The sequence below is a fragment of the Nocardia sp. JCM 34519.1 genome (assembly GCF_020361265.1).
Classification (GTDB): domain Bacteria; phylum Actinomycetota; class Actinomycetes; order Mycobacteriales; family Mycobacteriaceae; genus Nocardia; species Nocardia arthritidis_A.
The window spans coordinates 24,881-43,357 of sequence record NZ_JAIRBR010000024.1; the positions used below are offsets into that span (position 1 = coordinate 24,881).

General features: G+C 68.6%; 14 protein-coding genes. 8 read left to right on the top strand and 6 right to left on the bottom strand.

Going from position 1 to position 18,477, the window contains the following annotated elements; all coding sequences use genetic code 11:
• Positions 1 to 164: 164 nt before the first annotated feature.
• Positions 165 to 767: a methyltransferase domain-containing protein gene (locus LGY53_RS36965; RefSeq protein ID WP_255664768.1), complete on the top strand. Its 603-nt coding sequence runs from the start codon at positions 165 to 167 to the stop codon at positions 765 to 767.
• A 24-nt stretch (positions 768 to 791) separates the two neighbouring features.
• On the opposite strand, the gene LGY53_RS36970 is transcribed toward LGY53_RS36965, so the two are convergent.
• On the bottom strand, positions 792 to 1,376 hold the full coding sequence (locus tag LGY53_RS36970; RefSeq protein ID WP_225731346.1) for a TetR/AcrR family transcriptional regulator: 585 nt from the start codon (positions 1,374 to 1,376) through the stop codon (positions 792 to 794).
• Between the two features lie 77 nt (positions 1,377 to 1,453).
• Here LGY53_RS36970 and LGY53_RS36975 point away from each other — a divergent pair, with 77 nt between their 5' ends.
• A complete protein-coding gene (locus LGY53_RS36975) occupies positions 1,454 to 1,906 on the top strand; it encodes a nitroreductase/quinone reductase family protein (protein WP_225731347.1) in 453 nt (150 codons plus the stop codon).
• 81 nt (positions 1,907 to 1,987) lie between these two features.
• Here LGY53_RS36975 and LGY53_RS36980 read toward each other — a convergent pair whose 3' ends face one another.
• The 3 genes from LGY53_RS36980 to LGY53_RS36990 all read right to left on the bottom strand — a co-directional run bounded on the left by LGY53_RS36980 (position 1,988) and on the right by LGY53_RS36990 (position 3,740).
• Positions 1,988 to 2,416 carry a pyridoxamine 5'-phosphate oxidase family protein gene (locus LGY53_RS36980; protein WP_225731348.1) on the bottom strand — a complete coding sequence of 143 codons (429 nt, stop codon included), beginning with the start codon at positions 2,414 to 2,416 and terminating at the stop codon, positions 1,988 to 1,990.
• 56 nt (positions 2,417 to 2,472) lie between these two features.
• On the bottom strand, positions 2,473 to 3,213 hold the full coding sequence (locus LGY53_RS36985) for a GAF and ANTAR domain-containing protein (protein WP_225731349.1): 741 nt from the start codon (positions 3,211 to 3,213) through the stop codon (positions 2,473 to 2,475).
• 179 nt (positions 3,214 to 3,392) lie between these two features.
• Positions 3,393 to 3,740: a hypothetical protein gene (locus tag LGY53_RS36990; protein WP_225731350.1), complete on the bottom strand. Its 348-nt coding sequence runs from the start codon at positions 3,738 to 3,740 to the stop codon at positions 3,393 to 3,395.
• 144 nt (positions 3,741 to 3,884) lie between these two features.
• Between LGY53_RS36990 and LGY53_RS36995 the strand changes: the two genes are divergently transcribed.
• On the top strand, positions 3,885 to 4,514 hold the full coding sequence (locus LGY53_RS36995) for a peptide deformylase (RefSeq protein WP_225731351.1): 630 nt from the start codon (positions 3,885 to 3,887) through the stop codon (positions 4,512 to 4,514).
• Between the two features lie 4 nt (positions 4,515 to 4,518).
• Here LGY53_RS36995 and LGY53_RS37000 read toward each other — a convergent pair whose 3' ends face one another.
• Positions 4,519 to 5,235, bottom strand: coding sequence for a hypothetical protein (locus LGY53_RS37000; RefSeq protein ID WP_225731352.1), 717 nt, complete (start codon positions 5,233 to 5,235; stop codon positions 4,519 to 4,521).
• On the bottom strand, positions 5,232 to 9,515 hold the full coding sequence (locus tag LGY53_RS37005) for a glycoside hydrolase family 38 C-terminal domain-containing protein (RefSeq protein WP_225731353.1): 4,284 nt from the start codon (positions 9,513 to 9,515) through the stop codon (positions 5,232 to 5,234). The genes LGY53_RS37000 and LGY53_RS37005 overlap by 4 nt, the downstream gene beginning before the upstream one ends.
• A gap of 451 nt (positions 9,516 to 9,966) precedes the next feature.
• Here LGY53_RS37005 and LGY53_RS37010 point away from each other — a divergent pair, with 451 nt between their 5' ends.
• The 5 genes from LGY53_RS37010 (at position 9,967) to hypF (ending at position 18,475) form a co-directional block, all read left to right on the top strand.
• Positions 9,967 to 11,106, top strand: a complete 1,140-nt coding sequence (locus LGY53_RS37010; RefSeq protein WP_374111288.1) for a glycosyltransferase — start codon at positions 9,967 to 9,969, stop codon at positions 11,104 to 11,106.
• A gap of 4 nt (positions 11,107 to 11,110) precedes the next feature.
• A complete protein-coding gene (locus LGY53_RS37015) occupies positions 11,111 to 12,643 on the top strand; it encodes a DHA2 family efflux MFS transporter permease subunit (RefSeq protein ID WP_225731355.1) in 1,533 nt (510 codons plus the stop codon).
• A 60-nt stretch (positions 12,644 to 12,703) separates the two neighbouring features.
• Positions 12,704 to 13,531, top strand: a complete 828-nt coding sequence (locus tag LGY53_RS37020) for an acyl-CoA thioesterase II (RefSeq protein ID WP_225731356.1) — start codon at positions 12,704 to 12,706, stop codon at positions 13,529 to 13,531.
• Positions 13,532 to 13,673: 142 nt separating this feature from the next.
• Positions 13,674 to 15,011 (top strand): alkaline phosphatase family protein, encoded by a 1,338-nt coding sequence (locus LGY53_RS37025; protein WP_225731424.1) that lies wholly within the window; start codon positions 13,674 to 13,676, stop codon positions 15,009 to 15,011.
• Positions 15,012 to 16,117: 1,106 nt separating this feature from the next.
• Entirely contained in the window at positions 16,118 to 18,475 is a 2,358-nt protein-coding gene (gene hypF, locus LGY53_RS37030; protein WP_225731357.1) for a carbamoyltransferase HypF, read from the top strand.
• Positions 18,476 to 18,477 lie beyond the last annotated feature (2 nt).

Sequence of the window (18,477 nt, forward strand, 5' to 3'; positions counted from 1 at the left end):
ACCATTCGCCGAGCCGCAGCACGGCCGCCACGCCGTTCCAGCTATCACTCGGTGAATAGTCGTGGGCCACTCGTCCTGCACCGATTCCTAACTGTGCCAGACAGTTATGCGCTACCGTTTCGGTTATGTGCAGCCCGTTTTTCGGCAGGTGGTACTCGGCGGGGATGTCCGTGGCGGAGCCCATCTTCCTGCGACCGGTCCGGCGGAAATTGTTGGCCGATGCGCGCGGCCGGGTCCTGTTCATCGGGCTGGGCCCCGGACACGACATCGGCTATCTTCCGGAAGCGGTGACCTCGATCGCCGCCGTGGAACCGAACCCGGCAATGCGCTCGACCGCGCGGGCGCGGGCGCGCCGCCACGGGATAGCGCTCGAAATCCACGACGCGTACGCGGAGAACCTGCCGTTTCCGGACGCCGAATTCGACACCGTCGTCTTACCGATGGTGCTGTGCAGCGTTCAGGATATGGCGGCGGCGCTGGCGCAGGTGCGGCGCGTATTGCGGCCCGGCGGACAAGTCCTGGTGCTCGAGCATGTGCACGCCGGCGACGACGGTCTGCTCAACCGCGCGATCGGTTTCACCCAGGACGCCATGGAACGCCCGTGGATGGCGCTCGCCGACGGCTGCCACCCGAACCGTCGCACCCGAGAAGCGTTGCGCGACGCGGCATTCGACACCTCCGGCCTGCACCGCATGATCCCCCGCCTGCTGCCGCCGACCCCGATGACCATCCTGCTGGTCGGTCGCGCCCTCCCGACGGCGGCGTGAATCCCGCCCGAGGCGCAGGTACGCCTACCGCTCGCCCAACACCGGTTCCATCGCTCCGCGAAATGCCCGCAGGCACAGTGCCGTCAACTCGTCTCGGGTGATGGTCCGCGATTCGATCCATTCGACGCACACCGCCCGAACGAAGACCAACCACCCGTGTATCGCCACCGCGGCCAATTCCCGTGCGTGGCCTTGTAACCCGAGTTTGTCGAGAATGCGCTGCCCGACCATGGTCAATTCCTCCGCGATGATCGCCTGGATCACCGGATCACCGGACAGCGCACCGCGATTCACCGACAACGCCTCGCGGGGATGGTCGACGAAGTATTGGATGTGCGCGTCCAGCCCGGACGCGAAGATCTCCTCGAACGAGCGATCGTCGTCGAGTTCCGTGCTGGACAGCAGCCGGTCGCTGGCCCGCCGGAAGACCGCGGCATAGAAGTCGCGCTTGGTCGGAAAGTAGTGGTACATCAGGCCGCGCGTGACGCCGGCGCGCTCGGCGACCACCTCCATCAGCACATCCTCGTAAGGCATTTCGGCGAAGAGGGCCGCGCCGATATCGAGCAGTTGTCCGCGGCGCTGCTCCGGGCTCATCCGTCGTCGTACCATCCGCGATACGTTACTTGACACACGTACAACAACGGGTACCTTCGCTATTGCACACACGCACAATAAGAGGATTCGCCATGACCTCCACCGTCAACCTCCCCACCGTCCCCGGCTACGTGAACTGGCTCGTCCGAAAGGCGCTGCGCTCACCACTGCATCCGATGCTCAGCCGCAGCATCATGCTGCTCACCGTCACCGGCCGGAAAACCGGCGCCCGCTACGTCATTCCGATCCGATACCTGCGTGAGGGCGACATCATCACCTGCTACACCGACGGCGGGTGGTGGCGGAACCTGCGCGGCGGCGCCACCGTCGAATTGCGGATCGCCGGGCGGGACCGGAGCGGAAATGCCACGGCGACAAGGGGTTCCGCCATCGTCGCCCAGGGCCTCGGCCGCTTTCTGCAGGCATTTCCGAGCGATTCGAAATACTACGGCGTCCGCCGCGACGCCGATGGACGCCCGAATGCGGGCGATATCGACGCGGCCGCCGCCTACACCACCCTGGTCCGCATCGAACTCGCGAGCTGAAGGTCGACGACAAATCCATTGCCCGACGGCTTCTTCCATCGTGCTCTATACCGAAGGGCCTACGGCGGAGGAATTCTCACCTCAGCCGCGACCGGCCGACGCACGTCGGTCCGCGACATAACTTATGCCGGTGACGATGTCGGGTTCGATGCGGAATATGCGGGCCTGCGCCCCGGATATTCCAACTGGTAGTAGACGCCGATAGCGCTCCAATTCCGCGGCGTCGGTGACCGCCTCGGTGAGCCCGGTGACGATCACGCACCAGCCGAGCAGGGTTTCGTGATCGATCATGTCCGCTTCGTACGCCACCACCTGCCGGTCCGCCGAAAAGCCGGTCCCGAGATGCGCTCTGATCACCACGCATCCGCCATCGACGATGTGGTTGACCGGCCGGAGGGTGGGCAGGGCGTAGCGCGCGAAGACCACTCGGCCGAACCGAGCGGTCCCGAGCAACCGCAGCGATTCCACGATCGGTAACTCACGCGCCTGCCGCTCATCCTCGACAGCCATGAATAACATTATTCCGCACCACGTTTCGCAATGACAGCGTCAACCCCGACACAATCTCACCGTCGCGGCAGACCGCGCGGATGCTCGAAATGCACCGGACCGGGTGGATTTCCGGTCACCGCCTCGATGATTTCCGCGGCCAGCGCGGCGACTTTCACGTTGCGGTGCTGGGATATTCCGCGCAGCCGGTCGAAGGCATCGTCGCGGGAGCAGCGGAATCTGGCCATCATGATGCCGAGCGCCTGATCGATGGTCGATCGCGAGGCCAAGGCGGCGTGCAGTTGCTCGGTCTGCGCCGCCCGGTCGGCCGCCGTCAGCGCCAGCGCCAACAGCACACCGATGTGGTCGGCGGTCAGCTCCGCCGCATGCCGGGCGGTGGCGCCGAATCCGTTCCGTTCAGTCGCATACAGCACGAGCGCGCCGACCGGCGCGGACCTGATCACCAGCGGCTGGGTGAAAACCGACCGGATTCCCTGTATACGCAACTGCTTCGTATGATCCGGCCACCGCCGTTCGAGATCGAGATCCGGCGCGGACACCGCGAGCCCGGTGGCGAGGGTCTGCCTGGCCGGACCGAGATCGCGAATCCGGTTCTCGGCCAAAACCGTCCGGCGTAGATCGACGGTCCCGCCGACGAATTCGGCGCCCGCGCGGACAACGATGATGCCCACCATCGGCTTGCCGGGCAGCATTCGCGTCACGATCGCGCCGACCTCGGCCAACGAATCGGTGAGATCCCCGCTCGCCAGCAACAGCCCGGCAAGTCGCGACATTCCGGCGGCCAGTTCATCGGTCATGTCAGCGCCTGCAGTCCCTGGACGATCCGCGAGACATCGGCGCGCACTACCCGGGCGGTCGCTCACTACACGGACGGTCCCCGTGTGACCGCCCCGCCCCGACGTCACACGGCTACACAATACCCGGCCGGGCTCGTGTCAATCCCCTTGTGCGCATGGCATTGTCCCGCGCACGGTGGTCAATGGCCGTTGGCGCGCCTGCTCCACAATTCCATCGGTGGCCGTGCGGACGTCAGCGCGAGCATCGATACGCCGGTTTCCCTGATCATCCGATCGAGGCAGTCGAGCAGCTCGACCATGGCCGATCTGGCCGCGCGCAACTCCTCGACACCGACCTGCTCGCCGTCGAAGATCGCCCGCACCTCCTGCAGCCGCAGCCCGATACCGAAGATTTCCCGCACCAGATCGTCGCCGAGCGCGGCGAATGCCGCGGTATCGCCGGAGAGTCCGGCCCGGTCGTGGGAATAGGCCATCGGCCAACGGAATTCCCACGCACGCGCATCACGATTCCACATCGGCTCAGTCACGGAGATCTCCATCGGCGGTAGCGGATCCGGAGCCGCTCTTCGGGACTCGAGGGAATTATTACGAAATGATACCCGCTCAGACCCGAAATCCCTCGGCTGCCGGGGGTTTCGCAGGTGTAAAAACCGTGTGGGCACAATAGGCCGATGGAGATCGCCGAGCTGATCGCGGATTTGGTGGCAGCGCACCGTGGCGGGCCCGCCCCGCTGGTGCTGGTCGGAGATCCGGTGCTGCGCCGGGAGGCGCAACCCGTTGCCGGACAAATCGATTCGGCGCTGCTGCGCGAACTGGCCGACATCATGTTCGCGACCATGCGCGCCGCGCCCGGCGTCGGGGTCGCCGCACCGCAGATCGGCATCCCGCTGCGGATGGCGGTACTCGGCGATCCGGCGACCGGCCTCGACCCGGAGGTGGCGGCGGCGCGCAAGCGGCGGCCGCTGCCCGAGTTCACGATCCTCGATCCGAGCTATACCGCCGACGGTGCGCCGGTCGGATTCTATGAGGGCTGCCTCAGCATGCCCGGATTCCAGGCCGTCGTGCGGCGGCCCGAGTCCATCGTGGCGAGCTACACCGACCTCGACGGCGCCCGGCACACCGAGCGACTCACCGGCTGGCCCGCGCGCATCTTCCAGCACGAGACCGACCACCTCGCGGGCACCATCTACATCGACAGAGCGCTCACCCGGTCCATCACCACCAATGCCGCACTCCAGGAACGATGGGCCCAGCCGACACCGGCCGCGGCGGCGGAGGCGCTGGGCTTCGACCCGGCGTGACGGATCAGTGCCGGTGCGTATTGTCGGGTTGGTCGGTATCGCCGGGATGTTCGAAACCCGGTGCCATCACCAGCGATTCGCGGCGGCGCAGGTCGAGCCAGCGGGCGAAGGCGCGCAGCCGCTCGCCGTCGTCGCGGCGGGCGATGCGGACGGGCCGGTGCGCGATCTCCTCGACGCTGAGGTAGTACCAACGGTTTCCGTCGATCAGCGGGCCGATCACCGTGCCCGGCACCGCGTCACGGGCCGCGGCGGCGAGCACGGCGGGTAGGTCGTCGAGTGTGCTCCAACCAAGGCTCGACAGCGACGGCCGGGCGGATGGCGGATTCCCCGTCCCCATCGCATAGCCGATCCGCCACCACCGCACCGAATCCGGCGTCTCCACCTCCCGATCCGCGCCGGGAATCACCGCGAGGAATGCGGCCGCGACCGCCGGATCGGACTGCCACGCGGCGCAATTGATCGATCCGAGCTGCACCGCGCCGACCGCGTCCAGCGGCACCGTCGCGCGCGATGCCACCGGAACCGCACGGCGGCACAGCTCTTCGGTGCAGATGACGTGCGCCGTCCAACGGACCAGCTGCCGGTATTCGCTGGTACCGGCTTTCGGCAGCGCCGCGGCCCGCCGCCCGGCGTGCAGTGCCGCCAGGCGCGCGTCGAGCCGCTCGCGCGGCACGGGCGCGCCGTCGATCCAGCCGATGACGGGTGCGTCCTGCCGGATCATGCCGCCACCACGAACGGGATCGCGGGACTGTACTGGATGCGGCCGAACCACATGAGCTTCACCAGGATCCACCAGCGCCCAGGACGCGCGTCCGGCGGCACCGCGATGTCGAAGGTCAGCTCACCATCCGAATTCGGCGGCACCCGGAACCCTTTACTGCCGGGCCCGACGAATTCCCAAGTACCCCAGGGGCTGATCGGCATGGCCTCGCCCTCGATCGGACTGCTCGCGATGCTGCGCACCCGCAGCGCGAGCTCGGCGGCGCCACCGGGCCGGACGGTGACCGATTCGGTGATCGCGGTGATCTCCAGGCCGAGCAGCCGCGCGGAATCCGCCGCGGTACCGGCGTTCTGGGTGCCCTGGTCGAGTTCGGGCCCGGCTGGCGGCGGCAGCACGGCATCGGTGCCCGCGCCGGGCACCAGCACGGTGAGCACATCCTCGATGGTGTCCGCGCCGACCGCGAGTTGCGCGCGAACGAAATACAGGCCGGGCGCCACCCCGCCGGGCGTCGCGATGGTGAGCGGGAACGCGGTGTGCCCGCCGGGCGGCAGCGTGACAGGGCGCGTCGCGGGTTCGGTGACCCAGCCCTGGGGCGCGTCGACGGTCAGCAGCGCGTCGACGGCGGTTTCGGTGTACTGGCCGGCGATGGTGATGGTGCTGTCGAGCGGTTCGCCGGTGGCGGTGAACACCGTCGGCCCGGCCGAGATGGTGACCGGCAGGAATCCGAGCGGCGCGGGTCCTCGGTTGTGCAGCCAATATCGCGAGTACACCGGCTGCGCTGGTTCGGTCTGCCGCCCAAGGGTTTTCCCGTCGCGATCGGCCGCGTAACTCTTCGGCTCGCCGACGATGGTGGCGATCTGGCTCGCGTCGAGCGCGGTGATGATGACGTCGTCCTCGATGCTGAGCACCGCGTCGCGCCCCTCCTGTTCGAGCAGATCGGTATGCCGCGCGGCGATCCAGCCGAAGGCCGAGAAAACCGTTGCGCGGACCGGCAATCCGTTGGTCTCCACCAGCCGCACGGTGAGTCCGGCGGCCGGGTCCAGTTCGGCGGGTGCGCCGTTGGCGCTGGGATTCCCCGCGGGCTTCACGGTTTGGATCTCGACCCGGCGCTCCGGCGTCGCCCGCAGCAGCGCGTAGGTGGGTGGCAGATCCCCCGCATGACCAACGGAGGTGCGGGCGTGCATGGGCGCGGAGAAGGCGTGGCCGTGCGCGACCAGATCGACGGCGCGCCAGTCGCCCGCCCCCGCGACGATGGCGTAGTCGAATTCGTGTGTCCAGTGCTGTAACTGGAAGGCCGAACCGTCCGGCGTGCGGCGGCGCGGCGGGTCCAGCCAGACGCCCGACGGCCAGCCGGTGCAGGACCGCATGAGCGACAGATGCAGCGCGCCGCTCGGGTCGATCGCGAAACCGGGCATGCCGCGGCTGAGCAGCCCGACGGTGTACGCGTCGAGCGGCCGGGTGGCGCCGAATTCGACGGCCGTCACCCGCGCCGCCGTATGCGCGCCGAATTCGATGGCCAGCGCCGCGATCTCGGCGGCCAGCGCGTCGGCGTCCCGGCCCGCGACGATCACCGCGGGCAGCGCACCGATGTCGCGGAGGTCGGCGTTCGGCACCCACGCCTGCTCCACCGCCCGCTCGGCCGGCACGAAAAGCCTTGCGCTGTCGGCGGTCTCGAGCTGCCGCCGCAACTGCGCGGCATACCGCGGATCGCGCGCGACGAGTTCGGCGGCCAGCGGGTTGGTTTCGGGTCCGCCGAGCACGATTCGCACATCGGGCAGGTTGGAATCCACGTCGAGCCAGCCGTATCTGCTGCCCGCCGCCGTGGACGTGGTCGCGGTGACCCCGATTCCGGCCAGTGCGACCACCAGATCGCGGGCGTCGGCCGCGGCGTCCAGGGTGGGCACCACGATCTCGGCGACGGCGATCGCGGCCCGTCCCAGCTCGGCGCCGTCCGGGTCGTGCACGGAAAGGTGTGCGGTGCTGCTGAGCGCGAAGCAGGTGTTGGCCGGATTGTCCAGCGTCCACGGTGCCTGCGCGGAATCCACGTCCGGCAGCGCGAATCCGCGGGCGATCACCGCGCCCGCCACCTCGGATACCGGCCGCGCGCCCGGCACCTCGACGGCGAACTTCACCCGCAGCAGCCGATCGCTCCCGGTGAAGTCGATCACCCTGGCGCGCAGGTCGATTCGCGCCAGCCCGGCCCAAAGGGTGATCACCTGTTCGTATTCGACCTCGCCGACCACACCCGTGACGACGAGCCGCTGCCCCGCGGCGCACCGCTCGACTCGCAGGCTCGACGCGGGCCGCTCCGCCGAACTCACCACCCGCCCGGTCGGCACGAGATGCCATGGCCCCTCGCCGAATTGCGGATGCTGCGGATACTCCTCGTACACCCGCAGCTCGTTGCCGAGCCCGCCGTCGCGCAGCAGCTCCCGGCCGGAGGCCAGCTCGCGGATGCTGGTCAGGCCGCCGCCGCGGGCGAGATCCGCTCGGACGGCGAAGAATTCGTTGCCGATGGTGTCGGTCTCGACGGATGCCCAACCGGCGCCGGATGTTTCGGCGGGAAGCAGGCGCCAGGTGCGCCAGCCGATGCCGGGCACATCCACCGCGACGAAGGTCGCCGTATCGGCCTCGACGACGAACGGGACATCCGCGCCGGTGTCGTCGACGAGCCGGAACGCGCCGGGCGGCATGGTGATTCGCACCAGGTCGGTGCGGGTGAACGACAGCGTGTTCACCACGACGACCGGCAGACCGTCCCCCGCCGTATCGATCCGCCCGATGAGCGCGGTGAGCGCGGTATCGCGCACGTCCGCGGCCAGATCGTGCGCTTCCCGCCATCCGGTGACCAGGTCGATGTACACCTGGTCGGATTCCGAACCGGTGATCCCGTCGTGGTGCGCCCCGAAGGCGAGGTGCCGCCAGACCTTGTCCAGCGCGGCCTCCGGATACCGGCCGAGCCCGAGCAGCGCCGCGCAGCTGGCCAGCTTCTCGGCGTCGGTGGCGGCCGTCTCGGCCGCCCGCTGCGCCTGTTTGGTGTCGATATAGGAGACGTCTTTACCGGTGTAGATCGGATTCATATCGCGCGACTGCGGGCTGGGACGGACGCCGCGCTCGGCCAGTTCGGCGTGCACGGCCGCGAAGAAATCCTTGGGCAGACCGCAGATGAACCGCGGCCAAACGTATTTCGCGTTCCAGTCCCGGTGGATCTCGGTGACCCACTTGTTCGGCGGGGTGTAGTCGGTGCCCACCGGTAGCAGGCAATTCCTGGTCGCCGCAACGGGTTTCAGCGCCTGGAACAGTTCGTAGACCTTCTGCTCGGCCTCCGGCAGGGTGGCCGAGGAATCCATCCACCACCCGGCCGAATAGTGGTTCGGCATGTAGTGGGTGAGCACCCCGCGCCCGGACGGCGCCAACCATTCGAATTCGGCCGGGAATTGCATGTGGCGAGCGTCCCCGCCGACGCCGTGAACGGTGTTGAGAATCGGCCCCCACTGATGGAACGGCCCACGCGCCCACGAGGTGCTGCTCAGCCCGGCCTCGGCGACCAGCCCGGGAAATTGCGGATCGTGACCGAATACGTCGAGCTGCCATGCGGTTCGCGGCCGCGCGCCCATGATCGAACGCTGATATCCGATGCCGTACACCAGATTCCGGATGGTGGTCTCGGAGCCGGTGAGGTTGGTGTTGGGCTCGTTATAGGTGCCGCCCATGATCTCGACCCGGCCCTGTGCGATCAAATCCCGCAGCACCGAACGATATTCGGGAAATGTGTCCCAGAACGGCTTGAGATAGTCGACCTCGGCCAAGACGAACGCGTAGTCGGGATCCGACAGCGCCATGGTGAGATGCGCACGCACCAGGTTGAATCCGTTGTGCTCCCACACCGGCCGCGTCGTACCGTCGTTGCCCTGCAGCTCCCAGGTCTGGGTGAACGCGGCCTGGGTGTTCCACCACACCGGGTCGTAGTGGAAATGCGAGATCATGAACATGGTCCAGCCCGGTTCGGCCACCGTCACCGCGGTCTCCAGCCGGGCGGTTCCCGCCGTCACCGTCACGGGTAGTTCGGCGCCAGGGCGCGCCTCGATGGTGAGCGGCACGTCGACGACGACCTGCCCGTCCCCGTCCGGAACCGCCGCGCTCCCCCGCACGGACCGCCCGCTCACCTCGATGGTGCACGCCCCTGCGCGACGCAGAGTCACCCGTAGTACTTGCCTGGGTTCCGCCGCGGATCCCACGAAGAGGTCGGTCGAGTCGGCGGCGACGATCTGCGCGGTCACCTCTTCAGACTCCCATGCGAAGCGATCTTCTACCGGCGGATGAAAGATGACGGTGGGTCATGCGGGCACGACCCACCGTCGGCAGCGCCCCGCCGGATCGGGCGACGGAACACTTAGCAACTGTTTGCACATTAGTTGCCCGATTATCGGACCTGAAGTTTGATTCGCCCACTGAAATTCACCCGGGCCGACTTTTCGCCCAGCGCGCCGGACTGCTTAAAGTTACGCCGAGCAGACGCCGCCGAGATTAACCCCAAACGAAGGAATCAATACGATTTCTTATTGGGGTGATTTGGATTACACCCACTTGCATGAAGTTTGCTGAAGATTAACGCTTTTAGACATGGCCCATTTGCTCGTTTTCACGCGTCCATCGAAAGGTCACCTATATCCGCTTGTTCCGGTTTTGGGGGAATTATCGGCTCGGGGACATCGAATCACCGCGGAAACCTTGCCGGGCAGTCGGGAGACGCTGGCCCCGCTAGGCATCGAGACCCGCGACCTGCCCGCCAACCTGGTCCACAACGGCCTCGGCGACAGCGCACAGCGCTCACCGTTGGCCGCGCTGCGGGCGGCGAGCCGCTCCCTGGTCGACAACATCCCGGCCGAGATCGCCGCGATGCGCGCCGCGGTCGCCGCGACCCACCCCGACGCCCTGCTGATCGACATAACCTCGGTCGGTGCTCAAATCTTCGGCGCCGCAACGGGTTTGCCGTGGGCATCGTGGTCGCCGATGCTGCTGCCGATGCCATCGAAGCAGGTTCCGCCGTTCGGCTTGGGGCTGACTCCGAAGCCGGGCCCGCTCGGCAGGCTGCGCGACGCGACCGTGCGCGCCGCGATGACCCGGATGTGGGACGAGGTGCTCTCCGACCTCAACGCGGCCCGCCGCGGCCACGGCCTCGAACCGCTCCGGCACACCCTCGACTACCTGGCCCAACCGCCGCTCATGCTGAATTTCACCGCGCGGCCCTTCGACGATCCACGCGACGACTGGCCGACCGAGGTGCACCAGATCGGCCCCGGCCTCTGGGCGCCGCCCGCCGACCGCCCGGCCTGGCTGGACGGGATCGACAAGCCGCTCGCGCTCGTCACCTGCTCCACCGAATTCCAGGACGACGGCGAGCTGGCACAACTGGCGCTGGACGCGCTCGCCGGCAGCGGCATGTACACGGTGGTGACGACGGGTGCGGTGGACCCGTCCGGCCTCACGGTACCGGCCGACGCCCGCGTCGAACGCTTCCTGCCGCACCACCTGCTGCTGGACCGGGCCGAGGTGGTGGTCTCGCACGGCGGTATGGGCATCACCCAAAAGGCTTTGGCCGCAGGCGTTCCCGTGTGCGCCGTGCCGTTCGGGCGGGATCAGCGCGAGGTGGCCCGGCGGGTCGTCACGAACGAGGCCGGGGTGTGGGTGTCCAAGAAGAACCTGAACCCGGCACGGCTGCGCGCGGGTATCGACGAGGCCATCACCCGCCGGGCCGGCGCGCGGCGGGTCGCCGCCGGATTCGCCGCGGCGGGCGGCCCGGGCCGCGGCGCGGATCTGCTCGAACAGCACCTCCGGCTATCGGCCGCCGCCATCTCGATCGGCAGGTGACCCGGTGGCCGACGGATGGCGTCGCTGGGCTGCGCTCGGTGCGGTGTGCCTGGCCGCACTGCTCATCGGCATCGCGAATACCGTTGTGAACGTTGCCCTTCCGGCGCTCGGCGGCCAGCTCGGCGCGTCGACGTCCGCGCTGCAGTGGGTGATCGACGCCTACATCCTGGTGCTGGCCGGGCTGCTGCTGGTCGGCGGCTACCTCGGCGACCGGTACGGGCGCAAGCGGATGCTGCTGCTCGGCCTCGCGCTGTTCGCGCTCGCGTCGCTGGCGGCGGGTTGCGCGGACAGTGCCGGTGCGCTGATCGCGGCCCGCGCGGTGCTCGGCGGCGCGGCGGCGCTGATCTATCCGGCCACTCTGGCCAGCATCGCCGCGACATTCACCGACCGGGCCGAGAAGGCGACCGCGGTCGGCATCTGGTCGGCGGTTTCGGGCCTTTCGGTAGCGCTCGGACCGCTCGCCGGCGGCCTACTGCTCGCCCATTTCCATTGGGGCGCGGTATTTTTCGTCAATCTCCCGGTAGTGGCGGCGACCTTCGCCGCGGTACTGGTTGCGGTGCCGGAATCGCGCGGTCCGGTGATCGGGCGGCTGGATCGGATCGGCGCGGCGGCCGCGATCATCGGCACCGGACTGCTGGTGTGGGCGATCATCGAAGCACCGCAGCGCGGCTGGCTCGATCCGGTGATCCTCGCGGCCTTCGCGGCGTCTGCCCTGGTCCTGGTCGTATTCTTCCGCTGGGAGCGCCGGACGCGGCATCCGCTACTGGACATCCGGCTGTTCCGCGACCGCCGCTTCTCGATCGCGAGTTGGTCCATCACCACCGCCTATTTCGGGCTGGTCGGCTTCAGCTTCATGATCACCTTCTTCTTCCAGACCGTGCGCGGTTACAGCCCGCTGCGGGCCGGGCTCGCCACCATCCCCTACGCCGTCGTGGTCGCCGCGACCGCGCCGCTCGCGATGACTCTCACCCGCAGATTCGGCACGAAAATCGTTGTCGCGGTGGGGTTGTCGCTGATGAGCTGCGGCTTCCTGCTGGCCTCGACCATCGGCGTTCGGTCCGCCTACCTCGGCCCGATCCTGCCGAGTATGTGCGTGATGGCGGCCGGACTGGCCTGCGTCACCGGTCCGGCGACCGACGCACTGCTCAACACCGTGCCGCCGTCGCGCGCCGGCGTGGTGTCCGCGGTCAACGACACCACCCGTGAACTCGGCGCCGCCCTCGGCGTCGCCGTCCTCGGATCCGCCATGAGCTGGACCTACCGCGACCGGCTCGCCCGGCTCTGGTCCGAGCTGAACATTCCGGGCGCGCTCGTCGAACGGGGACGCGGATCCGCCGTCACGGCGCTCACCGCGGCGCCGGACGCCACCGCCGCCGACGGCGCCCGGCTGGCCTTCGTCGACGGGCTGCGCACCGGCGCGTTCGCCGCCGCCGCGGTCACCGCCATCGGCGCGCTGCTCGCCATCGCCCTACTGCCCCAACGTGATCGAACCACCACCGACCATCCGGCGAGCGAACTCGCCGCACTGGCCGGATGACAGCCCCGCCCTGATGACGAAGCCGTCGTCGACCCCCACTACCCACACTGGAGGCCAACAATGGTTCACCTGATCGACACAATCGCTCTGGAACCGCTGGACGACAACGTCTTTCGCAGCGCACCCAAGGCGGGCACAACGCCGGCCCGGGTATTCGGCGGTGAAATCGCGGCCAAGGCCGTCGCGGCGGCCGCGGGCAGCATCGGCGCGGAATTCGCCATCCATTCGCTGCACGGATATTTCGTTCGCCCGGGCGACCCGGAATCGAGTATCGATTTCGAGGTGGAGGCGGTGCGCGACGGCCGCACATTCGCGCTGCGGCACGTGGTCGCGCGGCAGGGCGACCGCGACATCTTCGTCATGAACGCCTCCTACCACGTCGGCGATAAAGGTGTGCGGCATGCGGATCCGGCGCCGATGGTCCCCGCGCCGGAGGCCATCGCGCGCTTCGGCCCGGCCGAACCCGGCCACGCCTGGCTTTCGGCGATCGGACTGGACGACAACTGGGAGATCCGCCGGATCCCCGACGGCCTCACCGATTCGGCCGACGGCCCGCACACCCGCCAGCAGGTCTGGCTGCGCTACACCCATCCGCTGCCCGACGACCCGGTCCTGCACAGCTGCGCCCTCGCCTACGCCAGCGACATCACGCTGCTCGGCGCGGCGCTGACCCGGCACAACTGGGTCAAAATGCAAACGGCCGCACTGGATTACTCGATCTGGTTCCTGCGCCCGTGCCGCATCGATGACTGGCTGCTCTACGACGAGGCCTCGCCGTCGGCCGATTTCGGCAGGGCGTTCACCAACGGTCGCGTCTTCGATCGCGACGGCAGGCTGGTCGCGATGGTCGCGCAGGAGCGGATGCTGCGGCTGGTCGACGCGGTCTGATCGACTCCCCGAACCCGCCCCAGTTGCGAATCCTTCCGGCTCAACTAGTTTGACGTGCGTGAATGATTCGGGACTTCCGGCCACTCGCCTCACGCGTAGGCGTTTTCTGGGTGGCGCCGCGCTGGCCGCGGCGTTCGCGGCGATGCCGCCGAACGTGCGGCGTGCGCTCGCCCAACCGGTGACGCCGCAGCCGATCGAACACGTCGTGCTGCTCATGCAGGAAAACCGTTCCTTCGACCACTATTTCGGCACCATGCCGGGCGTACGCGGCTTCGGCGATCCGGGCGCGATCCGGTTACCCAACGGCGCATCGGTATTCCAGCAACCGGATCCGCAGAATCCGGACGGCTACACGCTGCCGTTCCATCTGGACACCTATCGCAACAGCGTGCAGAAGATCCCGTCCACCTCACACGCCTGGTCCGTGCAGCACGCCGCGCTCAACGGCGGCAAGATGGACCAGTGGCTGCCCGCACACCGCAAGGCCGACGGGGTGAACGGCCCCTACGTGATGGGCTACTACGAAAGGGCAGACATCCCTTTCCATTTCGCGCTGGCCGACGCCTTCACCGTATGCGACGCCTACCACTGCTCGGTACTCGGACCGACCTGGCCCAACCGCATGATGTGGATGACCGGAACCATCGATCCGAATGGCACGAACGGCGGCCCGATCATCCGGAACGTCCCCGGCGGCTACAGCTGGACGACCTATCCGGAACGCCTGGAACAGGCCGGGGTGAGCTGGAAGGTCTACAACGAGATCGACGACTACGGTCTCAACCTCCTCGAACAATTCGATCAGTACCAGACGGCCGGGCCGGATTCCCCGCTGTTCGCCAAGGGCATCGCCACTTCGCCGATCGGCCAGTTCGAGGCCGACGCCCGCGCGGGCAACCTGCCCGCGGTGTCCTGGATCCTGCCCAACGCCGCGGCCTGCGAACATCCCGACTACCGGCCCGCCGACGGCGCGAAGTTCATCGCCGACCGGATCAACGCCATCGCCGCGAATCCGGATGTTTGGGCCAAGACGGTATTCATCCTCAACTACGACGAGAACGACGGACTCTTCGACCACGTGGTTCCGCCGCTGCCGCCCAGCGGTGAACCGGGCGAATTCGTCCAGGGCGCGCCCATCGGCGGCGGCTACCGGGTGCCGTGCGTCATCGTCTCGCCATGGACGGCGGGCGGCTGGGTGGCGACCGAAAAATTCGACCACACCTCCTGTCTGCGATTCCTGGAGTGGTTCACCGGCGTTCGCGAGCCGAATATTTCCGACTGGCGCCGCCGCACCTTCGGCGACCTGACCTCGGCGCTGCGCCTGGACCGGCCGCCGAGCACTCAGCCGGTGCAGTTTCCGGGCGTCGACGCGGAGGTGGCCCGCGCCAACGCCACCGACCTGCTACCCAAGCCGCAGGTCCCGGCGAGCCCGCAAACCGAACCGGCACAGGAGCCGGGCACCAAACCGCATATCCCGTAATCGACCGGCACCGAACGATATTCGAGCCGGATCGCTCAGCCGAACGGCATCTGCACCGGCGCATGATACCCGGACGAGGGCGGCGCGGACCCACCGCCGAACGGCATCTGGACCGCGCCCTGGTTACCAGATGACGGAGCGGAACCGCCTGTGCCGAAAGGCATTTGGGCAGGACCCTGGTACCCCGGCGTCGATGGCGCGGATCCGCCCGAACCGAACGGCATTTGGGCAGGCCCCTGATTACCGGAGGACGGCGGCGCCGGTCCGCCTGTGCCGAACGGCATCTGGACTGGACCCTGGCTTCCAGACGGCGGAGCGGAACCGCCTGTGCCGAACGGCATTTGAGCCGGACCCTGATAACCGGACGACGGCGGCGGGGATTCGCCCGAACCGAACGGCATTTGCGTCGGGCCACCGGATCCGGGCGATGCCGGTACCGGACCCGTTGCGCCGAACGGCATTTGCGATGGAGCATGGTAATCGGGAGCGGGTGCGCCGGATCGGGTGTCGCAGAACATGACACAACCGCCGGACAGAGGTTGCGCAGGTGCCATGATGCCGCCGCCGGATGACGCGCAGAACAGGACGCAACCACCGTGCGGCGCGGGCGGCGGCGCCGGATTTCCGGAGAAGGGGTAGTCGACCGCGACCGCCGCCGGAACCAGTACCGCCGCCGCCACTCCAACGCCGATCACGGTGATCGCGGCCATCGTTGCGACTTCCTTCCGCAAGCGGGTTCGTCGTGCTCCGACCTGCCTGGCGAAACGGGCGTCAACCGCCCCTGAATCCCACGATAACCGCACAATTCGAGACCCGTCGCGACCTGACGTACCGCCCCGGGAAAGCCCTGCACAGCGCCGTCCATCCCGATTGATGCCGCGCTACCGGTCCGCGACCTCCGGGACTGCCCGTCATGCGCCGACGACGCGACCGGTTCGCCGCTCAGCGAACCGTTTTCGGCCCCGGCGCCGCACGGTTCGAGCGGCCGACCGTGCGCCAACATTCCTCCAGCGAAAGGACTTTCGGCCCTAGGTGGGTGAGATCATCGCGATGGAAGGTTGACGGGTGGGTACGCACGCGCTTCCTGTCGACCGCACACCGAGACCATGACCCGGGCACCCGCACGCATGCGGCGAGTCCAGGTGACGGTGCACGGCGTGGTGCAGGGCGTCGGCTACCGCCCGTTCGTCTACCGCCTCGCGCACGAACTCGGTCTCACCGGTGATGTGCGCAATGCGGGCGGCCAGGTCGTCGCGCGGGTCGCGGGCGACACCGATTCGATCGCCGAATTCGTTGTGCGCCTTCACGATTCGGCACCGGCTGCGGCCGTCATCGACGATATCGCGGTGACACCGCTCGCCGCGGGTATCGAGCTGAGCCCGGATTTCGCGGTCGCCGACAGCGGACCGGCCACCACGCCGAGGCTGGCCGCGCGGGTTCCGCCGGATCTGGCGATCTGCCCGGCCTGCCTGCGCGAACTCTTCGATCCGGCCGACCGGCGCTACCGTTACCCGTTTCTCAACTGCACCGACTGCGGCCCGCGCGCGACGGTGATCGACGCGCTGCCCTACGACCGGGAGCGCACCGCGATGCGCGAATTCCCGCTGTGTCCCGCTTGCGCCGCGGAATACCGCGATCCGGCCGATCGGCGTTTCCACGCCGAACCCACGAGCTGCCCGGACTGCGGCCCCCGCCTGAGCTGGCTGCCGACCGGTGCCACCGGGGATGACGCGCTGTCGGCGGCCTGCGCCGCGGTGGCTGCGGGCGGCATCGTCGCGATCAAGGGCATCGGCGGCTATCAGCTGGTATGCGATGCGCAGGCCGCGCATACCGTCGCCAGGCTGCGCGCGTGCAAGCCACGCCCGGCCAAGCCGCTGGCAGTCATGGTCCGCGATCTGCCTGCGGCCCGGACCCTCGGCGTGGTCGACACCATCGCGGCCGGGCTGGTCACCTCGCCCGCCGCGCCGATCGTGCTGCTGCCCCGGCACGCCGGCGCGCCCGTCGCCGCCGATATCGCACCCGGCACCGCGACGATCGGCGTCTTCCTGCCGTACAGCCCGCTGCATCACCTGCTGCTCGCCGAATTGGACCGCCCACTGGTGGTGACCAGCGGTAACCGCGGCGGCGCGCCGACCGTCATCGATGACGCGGCCGCCGTAGCCGCGCTCGGCCCGATCGTGGACGGCGTCCTGTGCCACGACCGGGCGATCCGCGCCCGCTACGACGATTCGGTGGTGCGGGTGGTCGCGGGCCGGACCGTCACGCTGCGCCGCGCACGCGGCTACGCCCCCGGCGCGCTGCCGCTGCCCATATCCGCGCCCAGGCCGGTGCTCGCGGTCGGAGCTCAGCTGAAACATACTGCTGCCCTTGCTATTTCGGACAGCGCGAGTGTCGGGCCGCATCTCGGCGATCTGGCCGACGCGGATGCGTACGCCGCCTTCGAGGCGGGCATCGACGCGCTTTGCCGGTTATCCGGCGCACACCCGGAATTCGTTGCGCACGACCGTCATCCGGGCTACCTGTCGACCGGGTACGCGCGTGCGCACTGGCCCGTTGACCGCCGCATCGCGATCCAGCACCACCACGCGCATATCGCGGCCACCGCCGCCGAACACCTTGTCTCCGACCCGTTCGTCGGAATTGCCCTGGACGGCTTGGGCTTCGGTGACGACGGCACGCTTTGGGGCGGCGAGGTGCTGCTGGCGAACTACACCGGATACCGCCGGGTCGGCCGGTTCGCCACCGCGCCGCTGCCCGGCGGTGCGGCCGCGGTGCGCAGGCCCGCCCGTATGGCGCTCGGATACCTTTGGGGCGCAGAGTCTTTCGGAACGGCACTGCCCGAAGAGGCGGCGGCCGGACTGCTGGACCGACTACCCGAACGGGAAACCTCCGCCGTCCGCGCGATCATCGAACGAAATATCAACTGCCCCCGGGCATCCAGTGCCGGACGACTGTTCGACGCGCTGGCCGCGCTACTCGGCCTCTGCGACGACAACAGCTACGAGGGCGAGGCGGCCGTCCGGCTGGAGGCCGCCGCAGCCGAATTTGCCGGTACCGCAACCGAACCGTTGCGCTGGGCGCTGCACCGCCGCGACGGTTTGCTGGTATACGACCCGACGCCGACCCTGTGCGAGGCGCTCGCCTGTGACCGCCCGGTCGGCGAGATCGCCGCGCGATTCCACCGCACTGTCGCCGCGGTGGTGGTAGCCATGGCCGTCGATGCCGCGGCGGCCCTCGCACCGGATCCTGTCGTCTGCCTCGGCGGCGGCGTCTTCCAGAACGCGCTGCTCACCTCCCTCGTACTGTCCGGCCTAGCCGATGCCGGACTGAAAGGTCTTGTCGGTGAGCGGATTCCGATGAACGACGGCGGAATCTGCTACGGCCAGGCCGCGATCGCGGCCGCCACGATCGCCGACAACCCGGCACGGTCGCGAATCCCTGCCCCACCAACGATTAGGAGCTAGCC